At 52.2% G+C, this 20,193-nt stretch carries 21 protein-coding genes; 7 read left to right on the top strand and 14 right to left on the bottom strand.

All coding sequences use genetic code 11. The features are described from left to right. The first annotated feature begins 127 nt into the window (after positions 1-127). Positions 128-1,663, top strand: coding sequence for a glucan biosynthesis protein G (locus HX773_RS02790; protein ID WP_176970342.1), 1,536 nt, complete (start codon positions 128-130; stop codon positions 1,661-1,663). Next, positions 1,656-4,205, top strand: a complete 2,550-nt coding sequence (mdoH, locus tag HX773_RS02785; RefSeq protein ID WP_176970332.1) for a glucans biosynthesis glucosyltransferase MdoH — start codon at positions 1,656-1,658, stop codon at positions 4,203-4,205. The genes HX773_RS02790 and mdoH overlap by 8 nt, the downstream gene beginning before the upstream one ends. Before the next feature lie 63 nt (positions 4,206-4,268). On the opposite strand, the gene HX773_RS02780 is transcribed toward mdoH, so the two are convergent. Further along, the gene (locus tag HX773_RS02780; protein ID WP_176970331.1) at positions 4,269-5,891 is read right to left on the bottom strand and encodes an Ig-like domain-containing protein; all 1,623 of its coding nucleotides are present in this window, start codon (positions 5,889-5,891) and stop codon (positions 4,269-4,271) included. Between the two features lie 269 nt (positions 5,892-6,160). Between HX773_RS02780 and HX773_RS02775 the strand changes: the two genes are divergently transcribed. Then, positions 6,161-6,400 carry a YceK/YidQ family lipoprotein gene (locus tag HX773_RS02775; RefSeq protein ID WP_110865906.1) on the top strand — a complete coding sequence of 80 codons (240 nt, stop codon included), beginning with the start codon at positions 6,161-6,163 and terminating at the stop codon, positions 6,398-6,400. Positions 6,401-6,406: 6 nt separating this feature from the next. On the opposite strand, the gene HX773_RS02770 is transcribed toward HX773_RS02775, so the two are convergent. The 3 genes from HX773_RS02770 to HX773_RS02765 all read right to left on the bottom strand — a co-directional run bounded on the left by HX773_RS02770 (position 6,407) and on the right by HX773_RS02765 (position 8,669). Continuing rightward, positions 6,407-6,802 carry a MysB family protein gene (locus HX773_RS02770; RefSeq protein ID WP_176970330.1) on the bottom strand — a complete coding sequence of 132 codons (396 nt, stop codon included), beginning with the start codon at positions 6,800-6,802 and terminating at the stop codon, positions 6,407-6,409. A gap of 119 nt (positions 6,803-6,921) precedes the next feature. After that, positions 6,922-7,188, bottom strand: a complete 267-nt coding sequence (locus HX773_RS26110) for a hypothetical protein (RefSeq protein WP_008103132.1) — start codon at positions 7,186-7,188, stop codon at positions 6,922-6,924. Positions 7,189-7,745: 557 nt separating this feature from the next. Then, a complete protein-coding gene (locus HX773_RS02765; RefSeq protein WP_176970329.1) occupies positions 7,746-8,669 on the bottom strand; it encodes a Kdo(2)-lipid IV(A) acyltransferase in 924 nt (307 codons plus the stop codon). 267 nt (positions 8,670-8,936) lie between these two features. On the opposite strand from HX773_RS02765, the gene HX773_RS02760 reads away from it, so the two are divergent. Then, positions 8,937-9,992 carry a rhodanese-related sulfurtransferase gene (locus tag HX773_RS02760; RefSeq protein ID WP_176970328.1) on the top strand — a complete coding sequence of 352 codons (1,056 nt, stop codon included), beginning with the start codon at positions 8,937-8,939 and terminating at the stop codon, positions 9,990-9,992. 44 nt (positions 9,993-10,036) lie between these two features. Here HX773_RS02760 and HX773_RS02755 read toward each other — a convergent pair whose 3' ends face one another. The 10 genes from HX773_RS02755 to mdtH all read right to left on the bottom strand — a co-directional run bounded on the left by HX773_RS02755 (position 10,037) and on the right by mdtH (position 17,757). Beyond that, positions 10,037-10,612 (bottom strand): YceI family protein, encoded by a 576-nt coding sequence (locus tag HX773_RS02755; protein ID WP_176970327.1) that lies wholly within the window; start codon positions 10,610-10,612, stop codon positions 10,037-10,039. A gap of 1 nt (position 10,613) precedes the next feature. Next, the gene (locus HX773_RS02750; RefSeq protein WP_176970326.1) at positions 10,614-11,186 is read right to left on the bottom strand and encodes a cytochrome b; all 573 of its coding nucleotides are present in this window, start codon (positions 11,184-11,186) and stop codon (positions 10,614-10,616) included. A 292-nt stretch (positions 11,187-11,478) separates the two neighbouring features. Then, entirely contained in the window at positions 11,479-12,594 is a 1,116-nt protein-coding gene (gene solA / locus HX773_RS02745) for an N-methyl-L-tryptophan oxidase (RefSeq protein WP_176970325.1), read from the bottom strand. Between the two features lie 106 nt (positions 12,595-12,700). After that, positions 12,701-12,955: a biofilm formation regulator BssS gene (gene bssS, locus HX773_RS02740; RefSeq protein WP_008103119.1), complete on the bottom strand. Its 255-nt coding sequence runs from the start codon at positions 12,953-12,955 to the stop codon at positions 12,701-12,703. Positions 12,956-13,233: 278 nt separating this feature from the next. Next, positions 13,234-13,503 carry a hypothetical protein gene (locus tag HX773_RS02735; RefSeq protein ID WP_101760862.1) on the bottom strand — a complete coding sequence of 90 codons (270 nt, stop codon included), beginning with the start codon at positions 13,501-13,503 and terminating at the stop codon, positions 13,234-13,236. A 143-nt stretch (positions 13,504-13,646) separates the two neighbouring features. Beyond that, the gene (dinI, locus tag HX773_RS02730) at positions 13,647-13,892 is read right to left on the bottom strand and encodes a DNA damage-inducible protein I (RefSeq protein WP_007893661.1); all 246 of its coding nucleotides are present in this window, start codon (positions 13,890-13,892) and stop codon (positions 13,647-13,649) included. A gap of 68 nt (positions 13,893-13,960) precedes the next feature. Further along, complete coding sequence (gene pyrC / locus HX773_RS02725; protein ID WP_176970324.1) at positions 13,961-15,007, bottom strand: dihydroorotase; 1,047 nt, start codon at positions 15,005-15,007, stop codon at positions 13,961-13,963. A gap of 135 nt (positions 15,008-15,142) precedes the next feature. Next, positions 15,143-15,706, bottom strand: a complete 564-nt coding sequence (locus HX773_RS02720) for a lipoprotein (protein ID WP_176970323.1) — start codon at positions 15,704-15,706, stop codon at positions 15,143-15,145. Positions 15,707-15,817: 111 nt separating this feature from the next. Then, positions 15,818-16,465, bottom strand: coding sequence for a glutaredoxin 2 (gene grxB, locus HX773_RS02715; RefSeq protein WP_008103110.1), 648 nt, complete (start codon positions 16,463-16,465; stop codon positions 15,818-15,820). Positions 16,466-16,554: 89 nt separating this feature from the next. Further along, positions 16,555-17,757, bottom strand: coding sequence for a multidrug efflux MFS transporter MdtH (gene mdtH / locus HX773_RS02710; protein WP_176970322.1), 1,203 nt, complete (start codon positions 17,755-17,757; stop codon positions 16,555-16,557). A gap of 245 nt (positions 17,758-18,002) precedes the next feature. Between mdtH and rimJ the strand changes: the two genes are divergently transcribed. Genes rimJ through HX773_RS02695 form a run of 3 tightly spaced genes read left to right on the top strand, consistent with a single transcriptional unit; the run spans position 18,003 to position 20,175 of the window. Continuing rightward, on the top strand, positions 18,003-18,596 hold the full coding sequence (gene rimJ / locus HX773_RS02705) for a ribosomal protein S5-alanine N-acetyltransferase (RefSeq protein ID WP_176970321.1): 594 nt from the start codon (positions 18,003-18,005) through the stop codon (positions 18,594-18,596). Between the two features lie 15 nt (positions 18,597-18,611). Continuing rightward, complete coding sequence (locus HX773_RS02700) at positions 18,612-19,253, top strand: DUF480 domain-containing protein (RefSeq protein WP_176970320.1); 642 nt, start codon at positions 18,612-18,614, stop codon at positions 19,251-19,253. Position 19,254: 1 nt separating this feature from the next. Further along, complete coding sequence (locus HX773_RS02695; RefSeq protein WP_176970319.1) at positions 19,255-20,175, top strand: Gfo/Idh/MocA family protein; 921 nt, start codon at positions 19,255-19,257, stop codon at positions 20,173-20,175. The last annotated feature ends 18 nt before the right edge of the window (positions 20,176-20,193 follow it).

Here is a 20,193-nt window from a genome sequence, read left to right as displayed (position 1 = left end):
TACAAATCAGCGGAACAATCTATTACATACGCTGTCGGAAAACCGAATAATCCTTTAAGATAATCGGGTTTGATCTAAGCACACGAAAGGGGGGGATGTGCTGAATAATGTGAATAATAAAGTGGGACTGGTAAAGATGCGCTGGGTAGGCGCGGCAGTTCTGCTGGCTATGTATGCCAACAATAGTTGGGCGTTTAACATTGATGATGTTGCAAAACAAGCCAAGGCGTTGGCAGGGAAAAGTTTCGAAGCGCCAAAAAGCAATTTACCCTCTCAGTTTCGTGAAATGAAGTTTGCTGACTATCAGCAGATCCAGTTTAACCACGACAAAGCTTATTGGGGCAAACTGCGCACGCCGTTTAAGCTTGAGTTCTATCATCAGGGCATGTATTTCGATACGCCGGTGAAAATTAACGAAGTGACGGCGTCTTCAGTACGTGAAATTAAATATAACCCTGACTACTTCAATTTCGGCAACGTAAAACACGATGCTGATTCAGTCAAAAACCTCGGCTTTGCTGGGTTTAAGGTGTTGTATCCTTTAAATAAAAAGGGCAAAGACGACGAGATCACCAGTTTCCTCGGCGCCAGCTATTTCCGTGTGATTGGCGAAGGCCAGGTGTACGGTCTTTCTGCGCGCGGTCTGGCGATTGATACTGCCTTGCCGTCGGGCGAAGAGTTCCCGCGCTTTAAAGAGTTCTGGATTGAACGTCCAAAACCGCAGGACAAACAGCTGGTGATTTATGCGCTGCTGGATTCGCCTCGTGCGTCCGGTGCCTATCGCTTCATCATCAAACCGGGCAAAGAATCGACGGTTGATGTGCAATCCAAAGTTTACCTGCGTGACAACGTCGGCAAACTGGGCGTGGCGCCGCTGACCAGTATGTTCCTGTTTGGTGCAAACCAGCCTTCGCCAGTGACCAACTTCCGTTCAGAGCTGCACGATTCGAATGGTCTTTCGATTCATGCCGGTAACGGTGAGTGGATTTGGCGTCCGCTGAATAACCCGAAACATCTGGCGGTCAGCACCTTTACCGTTGAGAGCCCGAAAGGCTTTGGTCTGCTGCAGCGCACGCGTGATTTCAGCCGTTTCCAGGATCTCGACGATCGCTACGATCTGCGCCCAAGTGGCTGGGTTGAGCCGCAGGGTGATTGGGGTAAAGGTCGCGTTGAACTGGTCGAGATTCCGACTGCGGATGAAACCAACGACAACATCGTTGCGTTCTGGACGCCGGAAAAACTGCCAGAGCCGGGCAAAGAGATGAACTTCCAGTATCGTCTGCACTTCACCCGTGACGAGAATCAGCTGCACTCAGACGATATCGCCTGGGTGAAAGACACGCTGCGCTCTGCCGGTGATGTGAAGCAGTCGAATCTGGTGCGTCAGCCGGATGGTTCTATCGCCTTCACCGTGGATTTCGTTGGCAAAGCGATGAGCAAGCTGCCGGAAGATACGCAAGTGGCACCGCAGGTGAGCGTGGGTAATAACGCTGACGTGGTTGAGCAGAGTGTGCGCTACAACCCGGTGACCAAAGGCTGGCGTCTGGTGTTGCGTCTGCGTGTGAAAGATAACAAGCAGCCGACTGAGATGCGTGCGGCGCTGGTGAGCGGCGACAAGACATTGACGGAAACCTGGAGCTATCAGCTACCTGCCAATGAATAAATCGATATTTCTACCTCAATCTTACGTGGAGGCTCTGCCGCTTGATGCGGCAGGGCGCGCCCGTCTGAGCGATTCGCTACAGAATGCGCAGGCGTTCCACGCTATTCATACGTCGCTGGGGCAGGATAACGCCGCCAGCGAGCGCCCGGATGATGCACCGCTGAAATCGGTGTCATCCCGTGTGCAAATGGCCTGGCCGGACTCACTGGCGGATGGTCAGCAGCTCAGCAAGGATTATCTCGATCGCACCACGCTGAAGGCGATGCCGAAAGTGAAGCGTTCGCTGATGTTCCCGGAGATCTGGCGCACCAACCCGATTGCGCGCGCCTGGGATTCCCTGCGCGGCCAGAAATCTAATCCACGTTATGCCACCGTTGAAGAGCAGAAAAATGAGGACAAGTGGCGCCACGTTGGCTCCATGCGTCGTTACGTGCTGCTGATTCTGACGATTCTGCAGACCGTGGTGGCAACCTGGTACATGAAAACCATTCTGCCGTATCAGGGCTGGACGCTGATCGATCCGATCGAGATGTTCAATCAGAACTGGTTGCAGTCGGTTGAGCTGATCCTGCCGTACATTTTGCAGACCGGGATTCTGTTCCTGTTTGCCATCTTGTTCTGCTGGGTTTCGGCCGGTTTCTGGACCGCGTTGATGGGCTTCCTGCAACTGCTGATTGGTCGCGATAAGTACAGTATTTCGTATTCAACCACCGGTGATGAACCGCTGAATCCGGAACATCGTACTGCGTTGATCATGCCAATCTGTAATGAAGACGTTGAGCGTGTTTTTGCGGGCCTGCGTGCGACCTGGGAATCGGTCAAACGCACCGGCAATGCTGAACACTTCGACGTTTACATTCTGAGTGACAGCTACGATGCCGATATCGCCATCGCTGAGCAGAAAGCCTGGATGGAACTGGTGCGTGATGTCGGTGGCGCGGGCAAAATTTTCTATCGCCGCCGTCGCCGTCGTGTGAAGCGTAAAAGCGGTAACATCGATGACTTCTGTCGTCGTTGGGGCAGCAATTACAGCTACATGGTGGTGCTGGATGCCGACAGCGTGATGAGCGGTGAGTGTCTCACCGGCTTGGTGCGCATGATGGATGCCAACCCGAACGCCGGTATTATTCAGTCTTCGCCAAAAGCGTCAGGCATGGATACGCTGTATGCCCGTTGCCAGCAGTTCGCTACGCGTGTGTACGGTCCGCTGTTCACCGCCGGTCTGCACTTCTGGCAGTTGGGTGAATCACACTATTGGGGCCATAACGCCATTATTCGTGTGCAGCCCTTCATTGAGCACTGTGCGCTGGCGCCATTGCCGGGTGAAGGTTCCTTTGCCGGTTCAATTCTGTCGCATGACTTCGTCGAAGCCGCGCTGATGCGTCGTGCTGGTTGGGGCGTGTGGATCGCTTACGATCTGCCGGGCTCATATGAAGAGCTTCCGCCGAACCTGCTGGATGAACTGAAGCGTGACCGTCGCTGGTGTCACGGTAACCTGATGAACTTCCGTCTGTTCCTGGTAAAAGGGATGCATCCGGTTCACCGTGCGGTGTTCCTGACGGGCGTGATGTCTTATCTCTCTGCGCCGTTGTGGTTCATGTTCCTCGCGCTGTCGACTGCCTTGCAGGTGGTGCACACGCTGATGGAACCGACCTACTTCCTGCAACCGCGCCAGCTGTTCCCGGTGTGGCCGCAGTGGCGTCCCGATCTGGCGATTGCCTTGTTCTCAACCACGTTGGTGCTGCTGTTCCTGCCGAAGCTGTTGAGCGTGGTGCTAATTTGGTTCAAGGGAGCGAAACCTTATGGTGGCGCCATCCGCTTGTTCTTCTCGCTGATTCTGGAAATGCTGTTCTCAGTGTTGCTGGCGCCGGTGCGCATGTTGTTCCACACCGTATTTGTGGTCAGCGCGTTCCTTGGCTGGGAAGTGGTGTGGAACTCGCCGCAGCGTGATGATGATGCCACGCCGTGGAGCGAAGCTTTCCGTCGTCATGGTTCACAGATGCTGTTGGGTCTGGTGTGGGCGGGCGGTATGGGCTTCCTCGATCTGAACTTCCTGTGGTGGCTGTCGCCGATCGTCTTCTCGCTGATCCTGTCGCCGTTTGTGTCGGTGATGTCGAGCCGTGCAACGGTAGGGCAGAAGAGTAAGAACGCCAAACTGTTCCTGATTCCGGAAGAGTATGAGCCACCCAAAGAGCTGGTCGATACCGATCACTACCTGCAGATCAACCGTCAACGCGCGCTGAAAAATGGCTTTATGCATGCGCTGTTTAACCCGGCGTTTAACGCGCTGGCGACGGCGATGGCAACATCGCGTCATAAGCAGAGCGATTTGCTGGACCATGCGCGCGACCGTCGTGTCGATCAGGCACTGAGCGATGCGCCAGAGAAACTGAATCGCGAGCAGCGTTTGCAGCTGATTAGCGATCCGGTGGTGCTGGCGCGTGTGCACTCACGCCTGTGGGAAAGCGCGGACAAATATCATCAGTGGGTGGAAAGCTATCAGAAGCTGAAGCTCAATCCAGAGGCGCTGCCACAGCGCTGAAGATGAGAAAGTAAAAAGCGGCAGAGATGCCGCTTTTTAATGGGGTATGAGTCTGAAATCTAATCAGTATTGCGCTAGCAGGTCTTGTGGTAACAGGTTTAAATCTTGAGAAGACTGCGGCATGACGCTGACAACCACGCCATATTGGCTCAACATATTGCTGCTGTAATTTTCCAGGTCCGCTATGGCTGCCGAATCAAATTTGTCATATGAATTTGGTTCATTGTTGAAAAGCAATTCTGTGCTCTTCGCCAGAATATCGCTGGTTGTAATGTCTGTGTTAACCGAAGTAATCTCCTCGATTTCAGGCTGAACTTCGACCAGTTTCAAAACAAATTTGCTGCTCCAGCCGCTCTTGCCGTTTTCATTTGAAGACATGACCCGGAAGCCCCAGTTACCCGTTTGCGTCAGCTCAGTAGTAGTAAATGACCATCTTTCGTTGCTTCCGACCACAGTAGAGCCAATGATTTCCCATTCTCCATTTGGAGATAAGGCCTGGATTGTCACAACACTCCCTTCTGCTCCCAGCCCATTAAGCGTAGGTGTGCTGTCTGAGGTTTTGCCTTTGTGATCGATAATTTCTACAACACTTGAGATATCATCCAATGCATTTATGATCACAGGCACGCCTGGTGCAGCTGCGGTAATGGTGAAATCGAAGGCTGCTGTAGGCTCACTAATTGCACCACCTGCATCTTCACCACGCAGTGTGATCTGATGCTTACCGCTGCCAAAAATATTTGCGTCACTTTCCCAAGACCATTTGCCTTTATTAGTTAAAACGGTGGCTATTTTGGTATTTCCATCATAAATGTGCACGAATTTTATGCTCGAGTCAGCTGTACCGCTGAAACGCGGATTGTGATCGTCTGTGTTGCTATTATTGGCAAGAGCCTTTTTAATCTGACCAAAATTATCCAATACTTCAGTCAGAACAGGTTGTGCAGTTGCTAATCCTTCGATTTGCAGGGTGAAACTGTCGCTCCAGGCACTTGCACCATGGCCATTTGCGGCTTTAGCTCTAAAGCTCCAGTCACCATTTTCAGACAATTGTGAGGACGTTAATTGCCATTTACCTTCGCTATCCACGGTGGCTGAACCCAGTTCCACCCATTTCCCACCGGGAGCCTTGGTTTGAAGTGTTATGATGCTCCCCGGTACGCCGCTACCACGTAAGGTTGGCGTATCGTCATCAGTTTTGCCGCCACGTTTAATAATTTCAGGCAGGCCACCCGCATCATCAATGGCGTCAAAAATCACAGGTACTCCAGGTTTACCTGCGACAATAATCAGAAATGGTTCTGAGGCATCACTTAATTGCCCCTGGCTGTTTTCACCGCGCACCACAATGTTGTTATAGCCCGTGCCAAACACATTTGCGCCACCTTCCCATGACCACTGACCATCAATCACAGCCACTTTCGCCACTTCGACACCGTTACGGTAAAGGTGGATATATTGAGTATCGCTTAACGCAGTACCGCCAATTTTTGGGTTACGATCATCGGTAGTTTCACCATGAGCAAGTAAACGTTGAACCGGCCCGAAATTATCGTAAACATCGCTAATAACAGGCTTGGATACAGTCTGAGCGGTGACCAAAGTGGAGAGTACGCCGTTTTCGACTTGAGGATTAATTGAAGAGAAACTATTTCGGTTTATTTTGGTATTTGTGGTGCTTTTCATGTGTACGCTCCTGCGTGTTGAAATAACAGCACGAGAAATTACGCTGAGCAGCAATGACTGGACACGGGAAGTGTCCCAAAAATTAATAAACGTATTTTTATCAAATGTTTGCAGTGAGAATTTTAATGTAGATTAACACTTATGGTTGATGGGCTGTGAGCAAGGGGAATATTCACTTATGACCTCATAGCATGTTTTTTACCATATTTAAGTAGTTAATCTGCCCCTCACACGGTTAAACTAACGCCAGTTCATTGTGAGTAAATGTTGTGAATTATTTCCTGAAAATAACCGCGCTCAGCGCCGCCATTCTTCTGCTCACCGGTTGTGGCAGTATTATCAGCCGCACCTTTCCCGGACAAGGTCACGGCAACCAATATTATCCCGGCGTGCAGTGGGACGTTCGTGACGGACCGTGGCGTGTGCTAACCATTATCGATTTGCCGCTGTCGCTGGTGATGGACACGCTGTTGCTGCCCGTGGATGCCAGTCACGGCCCGTACGAATAAACGTTACTACAGATTGTCAGAAGGGCTGTTGTCGTCTTCCCACTCTTGTGCCGCCGCTTCGCCCTCTTCAAGGTCACGCGGGGGTTCCAGCTGGAATTCGCCTTCATCCCATTCGTGCAGCGTATTTTCTGACTGCCACTCCTGACGCAGTTCGACTTCATCAAAATCGCCGTCAAAAATGGCTTGTGCGGCTTCTCCGCTGGAGATCGGCAGGCATTCACCCTGACCATCCTCTTCAGCGAAAAATTCGGCCTGCCACATAATGTCGCCATCCTGCATCACGTACTTCTGCAGGGCGAACTGGCTAACGCTGGCATCTTCTTCAGCGATATCAGGTTGGCTGGCGAGGAACTCTTCGCGAGCGGCTTCAATGGCTTCTTCAAGGGTGCTAAACAGGCTCATCATCAACTCCATGTCTGTAAAAAAGGGATTTCACAGAAGGATAGACGAAAAATCGTGAAGTGCAGGGCGGAGAGGAAATATCGGTTGGGCGGTTGAGTGAAATTCAACCGCCCAACCGGTCAGGCTATTTTCTGTGGGAAGTGTAATACCGGACGTACTGATTCATGAATAATTGGAGCAGAGTAACGAATGCAACATTTAATACAGGGCTTAACCTTTTTGAAATTAATACGCGCGGTTGATAATGCCTGATTTAAATTATATAGAGTGCCAATAAAAACCATATCCTCCTTTACGGGTAGTCGTTTGCACTCTTTCCGATGCAGAAGATGATAACCTTCCTGATCGGTACTGATCGTCACGTAGTAGTAGATGCCTTTATTCATTTTGTAGTTGTCCTGAGATATATTTGCTGTGTGTAATCTTTTTATATTTTTAAAAGTGAACTAATAGAGCTAAGTGCTGCAATCGAAATTAACTGGATTCGATTTTACGAACCAGTTCCATAAAGTTATAAGCGAGGCGATTATTTTAACCAAATGGAATATAGGGTTTTTTAATCAGACAATGCCTTGTTTAGTAAGTTAATTTTACTGCATTAATTAGTGACGCCGAAGGGTTTAGCAATATTAAATAGGAAAAGACCTGGAAGTCGTAGAAATCAGATCCGAAACGCTAAACTTTGATGAATAAATATTAATGAGGGACAAATCCTTGAATCAAGCATCAGCGCAGAATTTGGCTGCTGCGGCGTAAGGAAAGGTTAATTTTACGTCAAAATTGCGCGCTAAAAAGGAATGATGTCTGATTAAATTCGGCGCTAAGCAAACTATCAGACTAAGTTCAGGCTGGCACGACTCACTAATAAATAACCGCATATCATCGTGCCAAAAGGCAAATTAGTGCATATAAACAGCGGGGCATACATGTGCCCCGCCCGATACTAATAAACCGATGGCTCGCCTTGCGGACGCGTTTTAAAGCGGCGATGCAGCCACATATATTGCTCGGGAGCCAGCAGCACCGTCTCTTCCACCACTTTATTCATCACCACAGCGGTCTCGAGTTCTGATTCCAGCGTAAATTTGTCACGGATATCTGGCATCATTTTGAGCTCATAGCCGCGCGCGTTTGGCAGACGTCGCGCCAGGAACGGCACCACGCTTGGGTTTGCCAGACGAATCAACATGTGGGTGCCGGTGGTTGTCGCCGCGTCCTGAACCGCGAAGAACGGCGCAAACACGCTGCTGCGCGGGCCATAATCATGATCCGGTGCATACCAGATAATGTCGTTGTTCTTCATGGCGCGAATCATGCCTTTCAGATCTTTGCGGTCCAGCATGCTTTTATTGGAGCGCATCCGGCCCCAGGTTTGCAGCCAGTCGATCAGTTTATTGTCGTTGGGACGATACACGCCGATGCCTGGATTGTGCATACCAAACACGCGCGCACCCAATTCCAGAGTCAGGAAGTGCATACCAATTAATAATATGCCGCGTTTCTCAGCCAGTGCGTTGGTAACGTGCTCCAGGCCGCTGGTGGAGACCCATTTACGAATACGCCAGTCTGGCCAGAACCATGCCATGCCGGTTTCAATCAGCCCCATGCCCACAGATTCAAAATTATGCTTCACCATCGCGTCACGCTCATTGGTCGGCATAGTGGGAAAGCACACTTCCAGATTACGCTGCGCCACTTCTACCCGACGCTTCATAAAACGCATCGCAATACGTCCAAGACCGCAGCCTAGCGCATGCAGTACCGGATAGGGCAGCAGTACCAGCAGGTAAAGAAAACCGATGCCAAGCCAGGTGAGCCAATAGCGCGGATGAAGCAGTTCACGGGTGAGTTGGGGAAGTTGAGTCATGGAAATGTCAGTATCCTGCGTCTTATGCCAGAGAGTCCGGTTTCTGTAATTTTTTGTCATTATGCCATTTTTTCATTCTGGCTGAAATCAAGCATAGACCGTGGACGGCTATCAGGCAGCAGGTATGCGCACGAAAACGCAATTGGGGCGCAGGAATACACCTCTAATTGCACTCAAGAGGCTTATCAAACCAAAATTTTTGTATCGGGCAGAATTCGGGTATCATACGCGCGCTAAATTTCTCTGATTGCTAACAGGACGAACACCATGCCAGTGTTACATAACCTTGTTTCCAATAAAGAGCTGAAGGAACGTATGTTGGCGGAAACCGAACCACGTACCACAGTCTCTTTTTATAAATACTTCCAGATTGCCGATCCTAAAGCCTTCCGTGATGCCCTCTACGTTGAGTTAACCAAACTCAAGGTGTTTGGTCGCGTCTATGTTGCGCACGAAGGCATCAACGCGCAAATCAGCGTGCCTGCCAGCCGCTACGAAAAAATGAAGGCCGCTTTGTATGCCTTTGATGCGGCACTGAACAACCTACGCATGAACATTGCGCTGGATGATGACGGTAAATCTTTTTGGGTGCTGCGCCTGAAAGTGCGTGAGCGCATTGTGGCGGATGGGATTGAAGACAACAGCTTTGATGCCAGCGATGTCGGCGCTTATCTGAAAGCCGCAGACGTTAACGCGATGCTCGACGATCCGGATGCGCTGTTTGTGGATATGCGTAACCACTACGAATATGAAGTGGGGCGCTTCGATAACGCCATGGAAGTGCCGGCCGATACCTTCCGCGATCAGCTGCCGATGGCTGTTGATATGTTGCAGAATCAGAAAGACAAAAAGATAGTCATGTACTGCACCGGCGGCATTCGTTGTGAAAAGGCCAGCGCCTGGATGAAGCACAACGGCTTCAATGATGTTTATCACATTGAAGGCGGGATTATCGAATACACGCGTCGGGCACGTGAACAGGGCTTACCGGTGCGTTTCAAGGGCAAAAATTTTGTCTTTGATGAACGCATGGGCGAGCGTATTTCCGACGATATTCTTTCCAGCTGTCATCAGTGCGGCACGCCTTGCGATAGCCACACCAACTGCATCAATGATGGATGTCATCTGTTGTTTATCCAGTGCCCAAGCTGCTCTGAAAAGTACAACAACTGCTGCAGCCCAATCTGCATGGAAGAGTCAACGTTGTCGCCAGAAGAGCAGCGCGCACGCCGTGCGGGCCGTGAAAATGGCAATAAAGTGTTTAACAAATCGCGTGGTTTGCTGAACATGACGATGGCGATTCCAGCGCCAGATAAAAAATAAGCGCAAAACAGCCTGAAGTCAGCGGACTTCAGGCTGTATTTCATTTACTTACGCACGCCTTCCACCGAAATAATCAGTTCAGCTTTCTGCGATGCCGGGCCAAGATCTTTGCTGATGTTGAACTCTTTCAGCACGATCTCACCGCTGGCTTCAAATCCTGCACGATAGCCGCCCCATGGATCTTTGCCTTCACCGATCAGTTTTGCATCCAGCGTGACGGGCTTGGTCACGCCATTCAGCGTTAAATCGCCAGTGATCTTGTAATCTTTATCCTCTTTCTTCACGGCGGTAGAAGTAAAGGTTGCCTGCGGGAACTTACCGGTGTTAAGGAAATCCGCGCTGCGCAGGTGTTTATCACGCTCAGCATGGTTGGTATCGAGGCTGTTGGTGTTGATGGTCACGTTGACTTTATCTGCCGCAGGATTGGCTTCATCAAAAGTGAAGCTGCCATCAAAGTCTTTAAAGGTGCCGTACAACCAGCTGTAACCCAGATGCTGAATGCGGAACTGCACAAACGCGTGCTGGCCTTCCTTATCAAATTTATAGTCAGCCGCACTCGCCGTCAGGCTGGCGCTCAATAATCCGGCCGCTGCTACTGCCAATAATGTCTTCTTTAGCATGTTACTTTTCCTTTTCAGAGGTTAACGGGATGCGGTAACCCAACATCCTTTTCAGTGTCACATCACGGTCGATAAAATGGTGTTTCAGGGCTGCCAGCGCGTGCAGTGCAGAGATCAGTACCAAACCCCACGCCAGCCAAAGATGAATGTCACCCGCGACATCCGCTTGTTGCGCGGCACCGCTGAACAGGGCGGGAACCTCAAACCAACCAAATACGGAGATCGGTTTGCCATCGGCGGTGGAGATGAGATAACCGGTGAACAGCAGCACTAACAGCAAGCCGTATAACAGCCAGTGCGCGGCGGTGGCGCTGCGTCGTACGGCGGGCGAATAGCTCGACAACGGTTTAGGAGGCGGCGAGATAAAACGCCAGCCGAGGCGCAGCAGCAGCGCAGCGAACAGCAGAATACCGATGCCTTTATGAATTTCAGGCGCGTCGTGATACCAGCCATCGTAATAGCCCAATCCCACCATCCACAAACCCAGCGCGAACATACCGTAAATAGCCAGCGCCATAAGCCAATGCAATAAAATGGAGACAGCGCCGAAATGCTGTGTGGAATTACGCCACATATAAAGGTCCAGAAATGAAATAAGTGGTAATGAGCATCTACATTTTGCAATGAAAGATCAATTAACCTTACTTTTCTATAAAGTTGAAAATCATCTTCGGAATAAATGAGGAATTAATTAAAACTCAGTCAGGATAATTGAAGGGAGAGCTTAAAAGGCGAGGCTTATTGCGGAGTATTGCACATTCACTACACCAAATGCGGCATAGCGCTGCGCTGAATGTTGATATAGGTAATTAACTGTCAGTTTGTGTCAATTTCGCCGGCACAGGATTAGCACCGGCATTTGTGGATTAGTTAAATCGCGCGAGCGAGAAAGGCTTAATATCGAAAGAGAACGGTTTGTTCTGCGCAAATTCACTGGCAAGTTCACCCAGCACGCTGGCGAATTTGAAACCGTGTCCGCTTAATCCGGTGATGATCAGACGATTAGGCTCGCCCGGCAGCGTATCGATAATGAAATCTTCATCTGGCGTATTGTCGTAGCTGCAGGCTTCGCCATGCAAACAGACGCCCACGCCCGGCAGGAATTTACGCAGGAAGTTAAAGGATTCGTTACCGTCCACCGCGATGCTGCCAAAGGGTTTGCGATCGGCCGGCGTTTGCATCAGTTGGCCGCCATCGTGACGTCCCACTTTCAGCGCGTTATTATCCGCCGGGAAGCCATAGAAGTGGCTGCCATCGCTCATCTCCACGGTAAAGCCAGGGAATTTGTTGTTCTCGCTGTAGCGACCATCTGCCTGATACCAGGCAAAAACTTTACGCACGGGCGCAACCGGCAGATCGGCGACCAACTGGCTGACCCAGGTTCCGGCGCTGACCAGCAGTTTACGCGCGCGGAAAATGCCATCGCTGGTGGTAACCTGCTGCAGATCGCCGTCGCGACCCATCTCTGTCACCGGGCAGTTAAACAGCTGCGCGCAGCCAGCCTGTTCCGCCAGCTGCACCCAGCTGCGCACCGCTTGCTCGCATTTGAGGAAGCCGGAGTTAGGTTCGAACACGCCGATGTAGCCATCCGGCACCGTGAATTGCGGCCAGCGCGCACGCACTTCATCGGCTTGCAGGATTTTCACATCCAGCTGCCACGCTTTCGCACTATCGATGACATTTTGAATAAAGGACGAGGTGATGGGCGCTAAATTAAGGATGCCGCTGCGATGCATGATGCGCTCGCCGCTCTGGCGTTCCAGCTCATCCCACAGTGTCTGTGCGCGCAACACCAGCGGTACGTAGCGTTCACCTTCACCATATGCATGGCGAATCAGGCGGGTTTCCCCATGATGTGTGCCCTGGCTGTGCGGGGGATGGGCGCTATCAATCATCAGCACCGATAAGCCAGCCTGCGTGGCGTAAAACCCGGCTGCTGCGCCTACTGAACCGCTTCCCACCACAATCAGATCATAAACCATAACGACATCACTCCAGCAAAACGGCGAAATTTTTCAACAGCATATCAAAAGAGAGCGCCCATGAAAAAGGCACCCTGTTGGGTGCCCTTTCACGCGATAGTAGAAATTAATGCTTTTGATTGTCGCGTAGGTACTGCTCGGTAGACTCTATTTTTGCAATGCCAGCTTCGAGTAGAGAGATGAACTGTCTGGCTACGTCGGTAGTCAGCCAGTAGGTCGGGCCCACGTCAGCTTCTTCTTCTTTCTGCCCCTGCGAGGAGAGCGAGTGCAGGCGAATCATCATGGCGTCATAACTGTCTACGGTGCTGATGTCCCATCCTACCAACGGATGAGTCTGGATGACGTCTTTATTTCTGTCCATTATAACCTCCGTATTACTCGTTAAACGAAGTGCTTCTTGAGGTTCAATGCGGCTGTATCGTGCACTAGCGAAACAATTATAACATGAAATAGCGGGTGCAATAGTTAAAAGGTATGACGAACCTAAACAGAGTAAAAATAAACGCGTTTAAGATTGCTCTTTCATCGAATAATAAAATGCCCGCAGCGTCAGGCATTTTATTGGAATTATTACTGGCAGTACTGACGAAGTTATCGGCTTTTATAAGGGAAAACTTTAGACCGAAAAAGGGGGCACTTTTATGAGTGAGGCTCAACCGGCAGCAGGCCGTGACGTTTCTGAATCTCTTCCGCCAGCCGGGTAAAATGCTGCTGTAACTGCTCGTCATGGTTCTGGTTTTGCGCTTCCAGCGTCAGGTTGTGAACCAGCAACTGATTGGCGCGATCGTCGAGACAGAAGGTCAAGGTGGCAAACGCATTTTCTAATACGGTTAAGCGGCGCTGTTGCTCAGCAATAAAAGCCAGCAATTCTCCGAAGGTCATCGCCTCTTCTGGTTTTTCAGTAGTCATGTAAAACACCTCCTGTAAGCATGACGAGGCAAGAATAGGGGATCGTTTAACATGAGTCTAGATGCAGGAAGTTTTTCTGGCGAGAGGGAAATAAAAACAAAAAAGCCGGATAGCGATACCCGGCAAAAACGGCACAGTGGCAGTTAATCGTTATTAAACCAGTCGTCAGCGCTTTCCCAGGTTTCTTGTAACAGTTCGCTGATGCGTTCGCGTGACTCTTTGCAGCCACCAAACACGCTGAGTTGATTGCCGCCGGCATAACGCACTTTGACGTGATGATCGTCGTCAGGGAAATCCTGCGTAATGCGACGAACCAGTTCGATGCTGAGTGCATCCAGTGCACCCGCAGGAAGGGGCGAAGTTTTTGCTACGGTAATTTCAACACGCATAGAAGCCTCCGGGATAATATACTGTTTATTTGTACAGTATAACTTTCCCGAAGGCAAGCAGCAGATAATTATTCTTTGATGCGCCAGTTCAGCGTTTCACCGGCAAGGAAAGGCACCAGCGTGTCATCTGCCAGCGCAATGCTCTCTTCAACCTGCCAGGATTCACGCACCAGCGTCAGCGTGCCCTCATTCAGCGGCAGACCGTAGAAGTTCGCGCCGTTCTCCGAGCAGAAGGCTTCGAAATGTTCCAGCGCATTCAGCTCCTCAAACACCGTGGCGTACGCCGGCAATGAAGTTGGCGCATTGAACACACCGGCGCAGCCACAGCTGGCTTCCTTGAGGTGACGCAGATGTGGCGCGGTATCGGTACCGAGGAATACGCGACGATTCCCGCTGGCAACCAGTTTGCGCAGCGCTTCCTGATGGATATTGCGCTTCAGAATCGGCAGGCAGTAGAGATGCGGACGTACGCCGCCCACCAGCATATGGTTACGGTTGAACATCAGGTGCTGTGGCGTAATGGTGGCGCCCAGTAGTTCGTTACCGGCTGCCAGATACTCCGCAGCTTCTTTCGTGGTGATGTGCTCCATCACCACTTTCAGCGCCGGGAACTGTTTACGCAGCGGTTCCAGCACGGTTTCAATAAAGCGCGCTTCGCGATCAAAAATATCGATGTGAGAATCGGTCACTTCGCCGTGCACCAGCATCGGCATGCCGATCTGCTGCATGCGATCCAGCACCTTAGCGATGGCGGCGATATTGGTCACGCCGTGGCTGGAGTTGGTGGTGGCGTGCGCAGGATAGAGCTTGGCGGCGGTAAACGTGCCGTCACGGAAGCCGCGCTCGATCTCATCGGGATCGAGTGAGTCGGTGAGATAGCAGGTCATCAGCGGAGTAAAAGCATGCTCAGCAGGTAACGCAGCCACGATGCGCTCGCGATAAGCCACGGCAGCGGCCACGCTGATAACCGGTGGAACCAGGTTTGGCATGACAATCGCGCGACCATTTACTGCGCTGGTATAAGGCAGTACGGCGTTGAGCATCGCGCCATCGCGCAGATGGATGTGCCAGTCGTCAGGGCGGCGGATGGTAATGTGCTGAGGTTGGGCTGTCATTCAAAAAGGCTCCGGCTGAGAAGAAAACGAGAGGCACGTTTAGGCCGGGGAGTAATCATAAGGATGTGGGCAACCGTTTGCACGGGATTTTATTGTGACAAACAAAAACCGCACCCGAAAGTGCGGTTGCGCGGATTAATCAGTAAACGGAATCACCAATTGTCCCGGTTTCACTTCAATTCCTTTAGCGAGTTTCTTCGCCAGCGCTTCGCCTTTGCTGCGGTCTGCACTCAGCACATAAGCAGGTCTCTCATTGAAGTAGCGCTTCAGCGACTCATTGAGATACGGCGTGAGGGTTTTCATGATCGATGCCATTTTCTCCGGCTGCACCTGCGCATTGACAATCTCCATGTCATGCAGATAAATCGCACCTTCCTGCGCGTTATAAACCGGCTGCGCTTTCATCTTCAGCAGCATTTCGGCCTGCTGCGGACCAAACAGCGAGCTGACATTGATATTGGCTTTACCCGAGAGCGTGATTTTACCGGGTTCTTCACGGCCAATCTGGCTGTTGAGATCGCTCAGCACAATGTGCGCATTCACCAGCCCGGAAACGCCGATGTCTTTTTCGAAGTTATTGCGCTTTTGCAGCGCCTGATTCACTTCCTGTTCGCTGATGGTGTATTGCGTCAATTGGTTACAGCCGCTGAGTAGCACGGCAAAAAGCAGGGCGAAAAGCCCGGTAAACGCCTTTTTCATATTGTCCTCATCCTGATCGAAACGGCAAAACAGCGATAGCCTGCCTGAATCAGCGGCATGTGTCACCAGGAGAGAGATGAGAAGCGCCGCAGCGCCTCTCAGGGATGAGGATTATGCGGCGATAGAAGAGAGCAGATTAACCTGGGTTTGTTTCGCCATGTTGTCGCGATAATCGGCAACGCGACTTGGCCATTCGATGCCGTTGACCAGCGTTAAGGAGCGCAGCAGCGGGAACAGATGAATATCATCTTCCGACAGTTCGCCATTAACCGCGTTAGGTTTGACGATCAGCTTGTCGAGCTGACGCAAATCATCGCTGATGTTTTTGATCAAGCCCGGCGCGTGTTTACGCAACTCGCTGAAATCGCCCACGCTGGCCTGCTTCTTCTCGCTGAAGTAGCTGCGCGCTTCCGGCGTGGCGAATTCGGCGAAGGACGCATCGGCGATGCGCGGCAGCAGCAGCTTATTCACGTAGCCATTCACATGGCGCAGCCAGTCGCTGATCGCAGGATTACTTTTGCCATTGAGCAGCGGCTCGTGATCGTATTTATCAACCAGCCGCACAATATCCATACTTTCTGGTACGGCGCTGCCATCGGCCTTTTGCAGAATCGGCGCCATTTTCTGGCCGATCAGTTTTTTCGGCGTTTGCTCGTCGTCATTCAGCATAACGATGAGTTCTAACGGCAGATTTTTTAAGCCGAAAATCATGCGTGCTTTGACGCAGAAAGGGCAGTGATCGTAGATGTAGAGTTTCATCCCGTTTCTCCTGTGGTTCTAAGGGTGACGGAGGTCACCCTTTTTTCGGACGTGCGGGAAGTATGGAAGAGATCTGTGGCAGGGGCAAACTAGCTGCTGAAAATCGCTGGCGCCACCGAACGCGGCTGGAACTGCCACCAAAGCGCCAAAAGGGTGATCATGCCAACGCTGCTCAGCAGCATCCACGGCAGTTCCGGCAGCGCCCATTGCTGGCCCATATCGAACATCCAGCCGCCGCCGGAGTAACCGATCAAACCGCCAATCGCGAGGCCAAGACGGCTGAAGCCCATGTAACTGCCGCGCGCACGCGAACTGGCCAGCGAAGCGCTGAGCGTTTCACGTGCCGGTTCCGCAATGATTGAGCCCAGATAAAAGATAGCGATCAGCATAAACAGCGACGGCAGCGAATCGGTCATGCCAACCGGCAGCAGGCTGAAGGTCATCAGGAACAAACCGGCCATCAAACGCGTTTCGAGGCGGAAGCGTTTTTCGCTCCAGCGCGCCAGCGGATAGAGCAGGCTTAATGACAGCAGCGCTTCAATGGCGTACATCCACTTCACTGCGGCTGGCGCACCGGCCACCTGATTCACCATCACTGGCAGCATTAACATCACCTGCACGGCGAGAATGTAGTAGCCGGTCAAGGTCAGCACGTACAGGCGAAAACGCTTGTCCTGCCAGACGCGTTGCATCCCTTCACGCATCGCAATGCGTTCGGTCGAGATGCGCCACGCCGGTAACCAAATGGCGTTAAAAAGTGCAGCAGTGACAAACACCGCCGCGCCAACCCAACACACCAGACGGAAATCCCACGCCAGCAGCCAGCTACCAATCAGCGCACCCAGCACCGCACCGGCGCTGTCCTGCATCATCAGGAGGGAGAAGAAGCGGCCGCGATCGCGTGCGCGCACCAGTTTCATCACCAGCGCGCTGCGGGGCGGATCAAACAGCGTGCCGCCAAGACCGGAAAGCAAACAGGCAAACCACAGCAGCCAGGGTTCATGCGCCAGCGCCATGCAGGCAAAACCCGCCGCGCGCATCAGCATGCCGGTGACGATCAGCGGACGCGCACCAAAACGGTCGGCAATCGCACCGCCGAAGATGCCGAATCCCTGCTGAACGAACTGGCGCAAGCCAAGCGCAATACCGACCATCAACGCGGCCCAGCCCAGCTGTTCGACAAAATGGATGGAAATGAGGGGAAATACCACGAAAAATCCCATCACAACCAGCATGTTATCCACTAAAAGAAATGTTTTACCGAGGCGTCGTGCCCGCGCAACCCGAGACATGCTAATTCCTGAGCAAGTGAGAGGAGATAAGAGACCAATTGGTCTATTTTCCGCCTGCTCAGAGGCGAAAAACAGCTTTCTCAGGATGATATTTTTTCATCGAATCCGCAGAAATATTAATCCTAAATCAGGATGAATCCTGAGGAACGCGTTCAAGGGTTTTACCGCAAGCGGGGTGACGGTTATAGTGAGAAGTATCGCCGCTGGCGTACATCTTTCTTAAGTTATGGATTTCAGGAGTCATGATGTTTGGCTATCGTTCTGCTGGCCCACGCGTGCGCCTCACTACCGATCGCTTAGTGGTGCGTTTAGTACATGAACGCGATGCCTGGCGATTAGCGGATTATTACGCTGAAAATCGTGCGTTTCTTAAGCCGTGGGAACCGGTGCGCGACGAGAGCCATTGTTATCCTTCGGGCTGGCAAGCGCGCCTCGGACTGATCGCCGACATGCATAAACAGGGCTCAGCCTACTATTTTGTGCTGATGGACCCGGAAGAGACCGAAGTGCGTGGTGTGGCGAACTACAGCAACGTGCTGCGCGGATCGTTTCACGCCTGCTATCTCGGCTATTCGCTGGGCGAGAAGTGGCAAGGTCAGGGACTGATGTTTGAAGCGCTCAATACCACCATCCGCTATATGCAACGCCAGCAACGCATTCACCGCATTATGGCTAATTACATGCCGCACAATCAGCGCAGTGGCGATTTGCTGACGCGCCTTGGATTTGAAAAAGAGGGCTACGCCAAAGATTACTTGTTGATCGATGGGCGCTGGCAGGATCATGTACTCACCGCGTTGACCTGCCGGGAGTGGACCCCGGATCGCCGTGGACAATAAAAAAGGATGACCTCAATGAAAATGGCCTTATCCGCGCAGGCATTGCGCGTGATTGGATGCCTGCTGGAGAAGCAGGTCACCACGCCGGATCAATATCCGCTCTCCCTTAATGGCGTTGTCACCGCCTGTAATCAGAAATCCAACCGCGAACCGGTGCTGAATCTCAGCGAGATGGAGGTGCAAGCGCAGCTTGATGAGCTGGTGAAAAAGCATCTGGTGACCGCCAATAATGGCTTCGGTCAGCGCGTCAGCAAGTATGAACAGCGCTTCTGCAATTCCGCTTTCGGCAATCTGCAGTTGAATAGCGCTGAAGTGGCGGTGCTGACGCTGCTGTTCCTGCGCGGTGCACAGACGCCGGGCGAACTGCGCACCCGCAGTGGTCGTCTGCATGAATTCAGCGATATGAATGAAGTCGAGCAGACGCTTAACGGTTTAAGCACGCGCGAGGATGGCCCAATGGTGGTGCGGCTGGCGCGCGAACCGGGCAAACGTGAAAGCCGCTATATGCATCTGTTTGGTGGCGAAGTAGTGGAAGACGCGGCCAGCGCAGAAACCGTCAGTGACAACGGCGATTTAACCGCGCGTGTCGCGCAACTTGAAGAAACGGTTGCTGAGTTGCAGTCGCAACTGCAACAGCTGCTGCAAAAGGAGCACTGATATGACGCTGCGTATTGGCATTGTAGGATTGGGCGGTATCGCGCAGAAAGCGTGGCTGCCGGTGTTATCGCAAGCCAGCGGCTGGCAATTGGCTGGCGCGTTTTCGCCCAACCAGGCAAAGGCGCAACCGATCTGCGATAGCTATCGCATACCTTATTTTGGTCAACTGGATGCGCTGGCCGCCGCCAGCGATGCGGTGTTTGTTCACAGCAGCACCGCCAGCCATTACGAAGTGGTTAAAGCGCTGTTGCTGGCGGGCAAAGATGTGTGCGTCGATAAACCGTTAGCCGAAACGCTGCAACAGGCCGAAGCGCTGGTGGCGCTGGCGGACAAGCAGAAGCGCAAGCTGATGGTGGCATTTAACCGCCGCTTTGCGCCGCGTTATCAGCAGCTGAAAAGTGACATGCCACGCGCTGCCTCGCTGCGCATTGAGAAACATCGCGCGGATAGCGTGGGTCCACAGGATCTGCGCTTTACCCTGCTGGATGATTATCTGCACGTGGTGGACACCGCGCTGTGGCTGGCGGGCGGCAGCCTGACGCGCGAGTTGGGACATATCGAGACCAATGACGATGGCGCGATGCTGTACGCCGAACACCATTTCTCCGCCGGATCGCTGCAAATCACCACCAGCATGCATCGTCGCGCCGGGACGCAACGCGAAGTCGTCAGCGCCATCTGCGACGGTGAATACATCGAAATTAACGAGATGCGCGACTGGCAGCAGGAAAACCGCGGCGGCATCGTGCGTGATGTGCCGCCCGCGTGGCAAAGCCATCTTACTCAGCGCGGTTTCAGCGGCGCTGCGCACCATTTCATTCAGTGCGTTGAAAATCAGACGATGCCTGAAACCAGTGGCGAACAGGCGCTGGCGGCGCAGCGTCTGGTGGAAAAATTGTGGCGCGATGCCGAACGTGAATAATTCCTTGTAACACTCAAT

Source organism: Pantoea sp. B9002 (assembly GCF_013385945.1).
In the GTDB taxonomy this organism is placed as follows: Bacteria; Pseudomonadota; Gammaproteobacteria; order Enterobacterales; family Enterobacteriaceae; genus Pantoea.
Note: the sequence above shows the minus strand (reverse complement) of the source record. Positions and strands in the feature narration are given on the sequence as shown.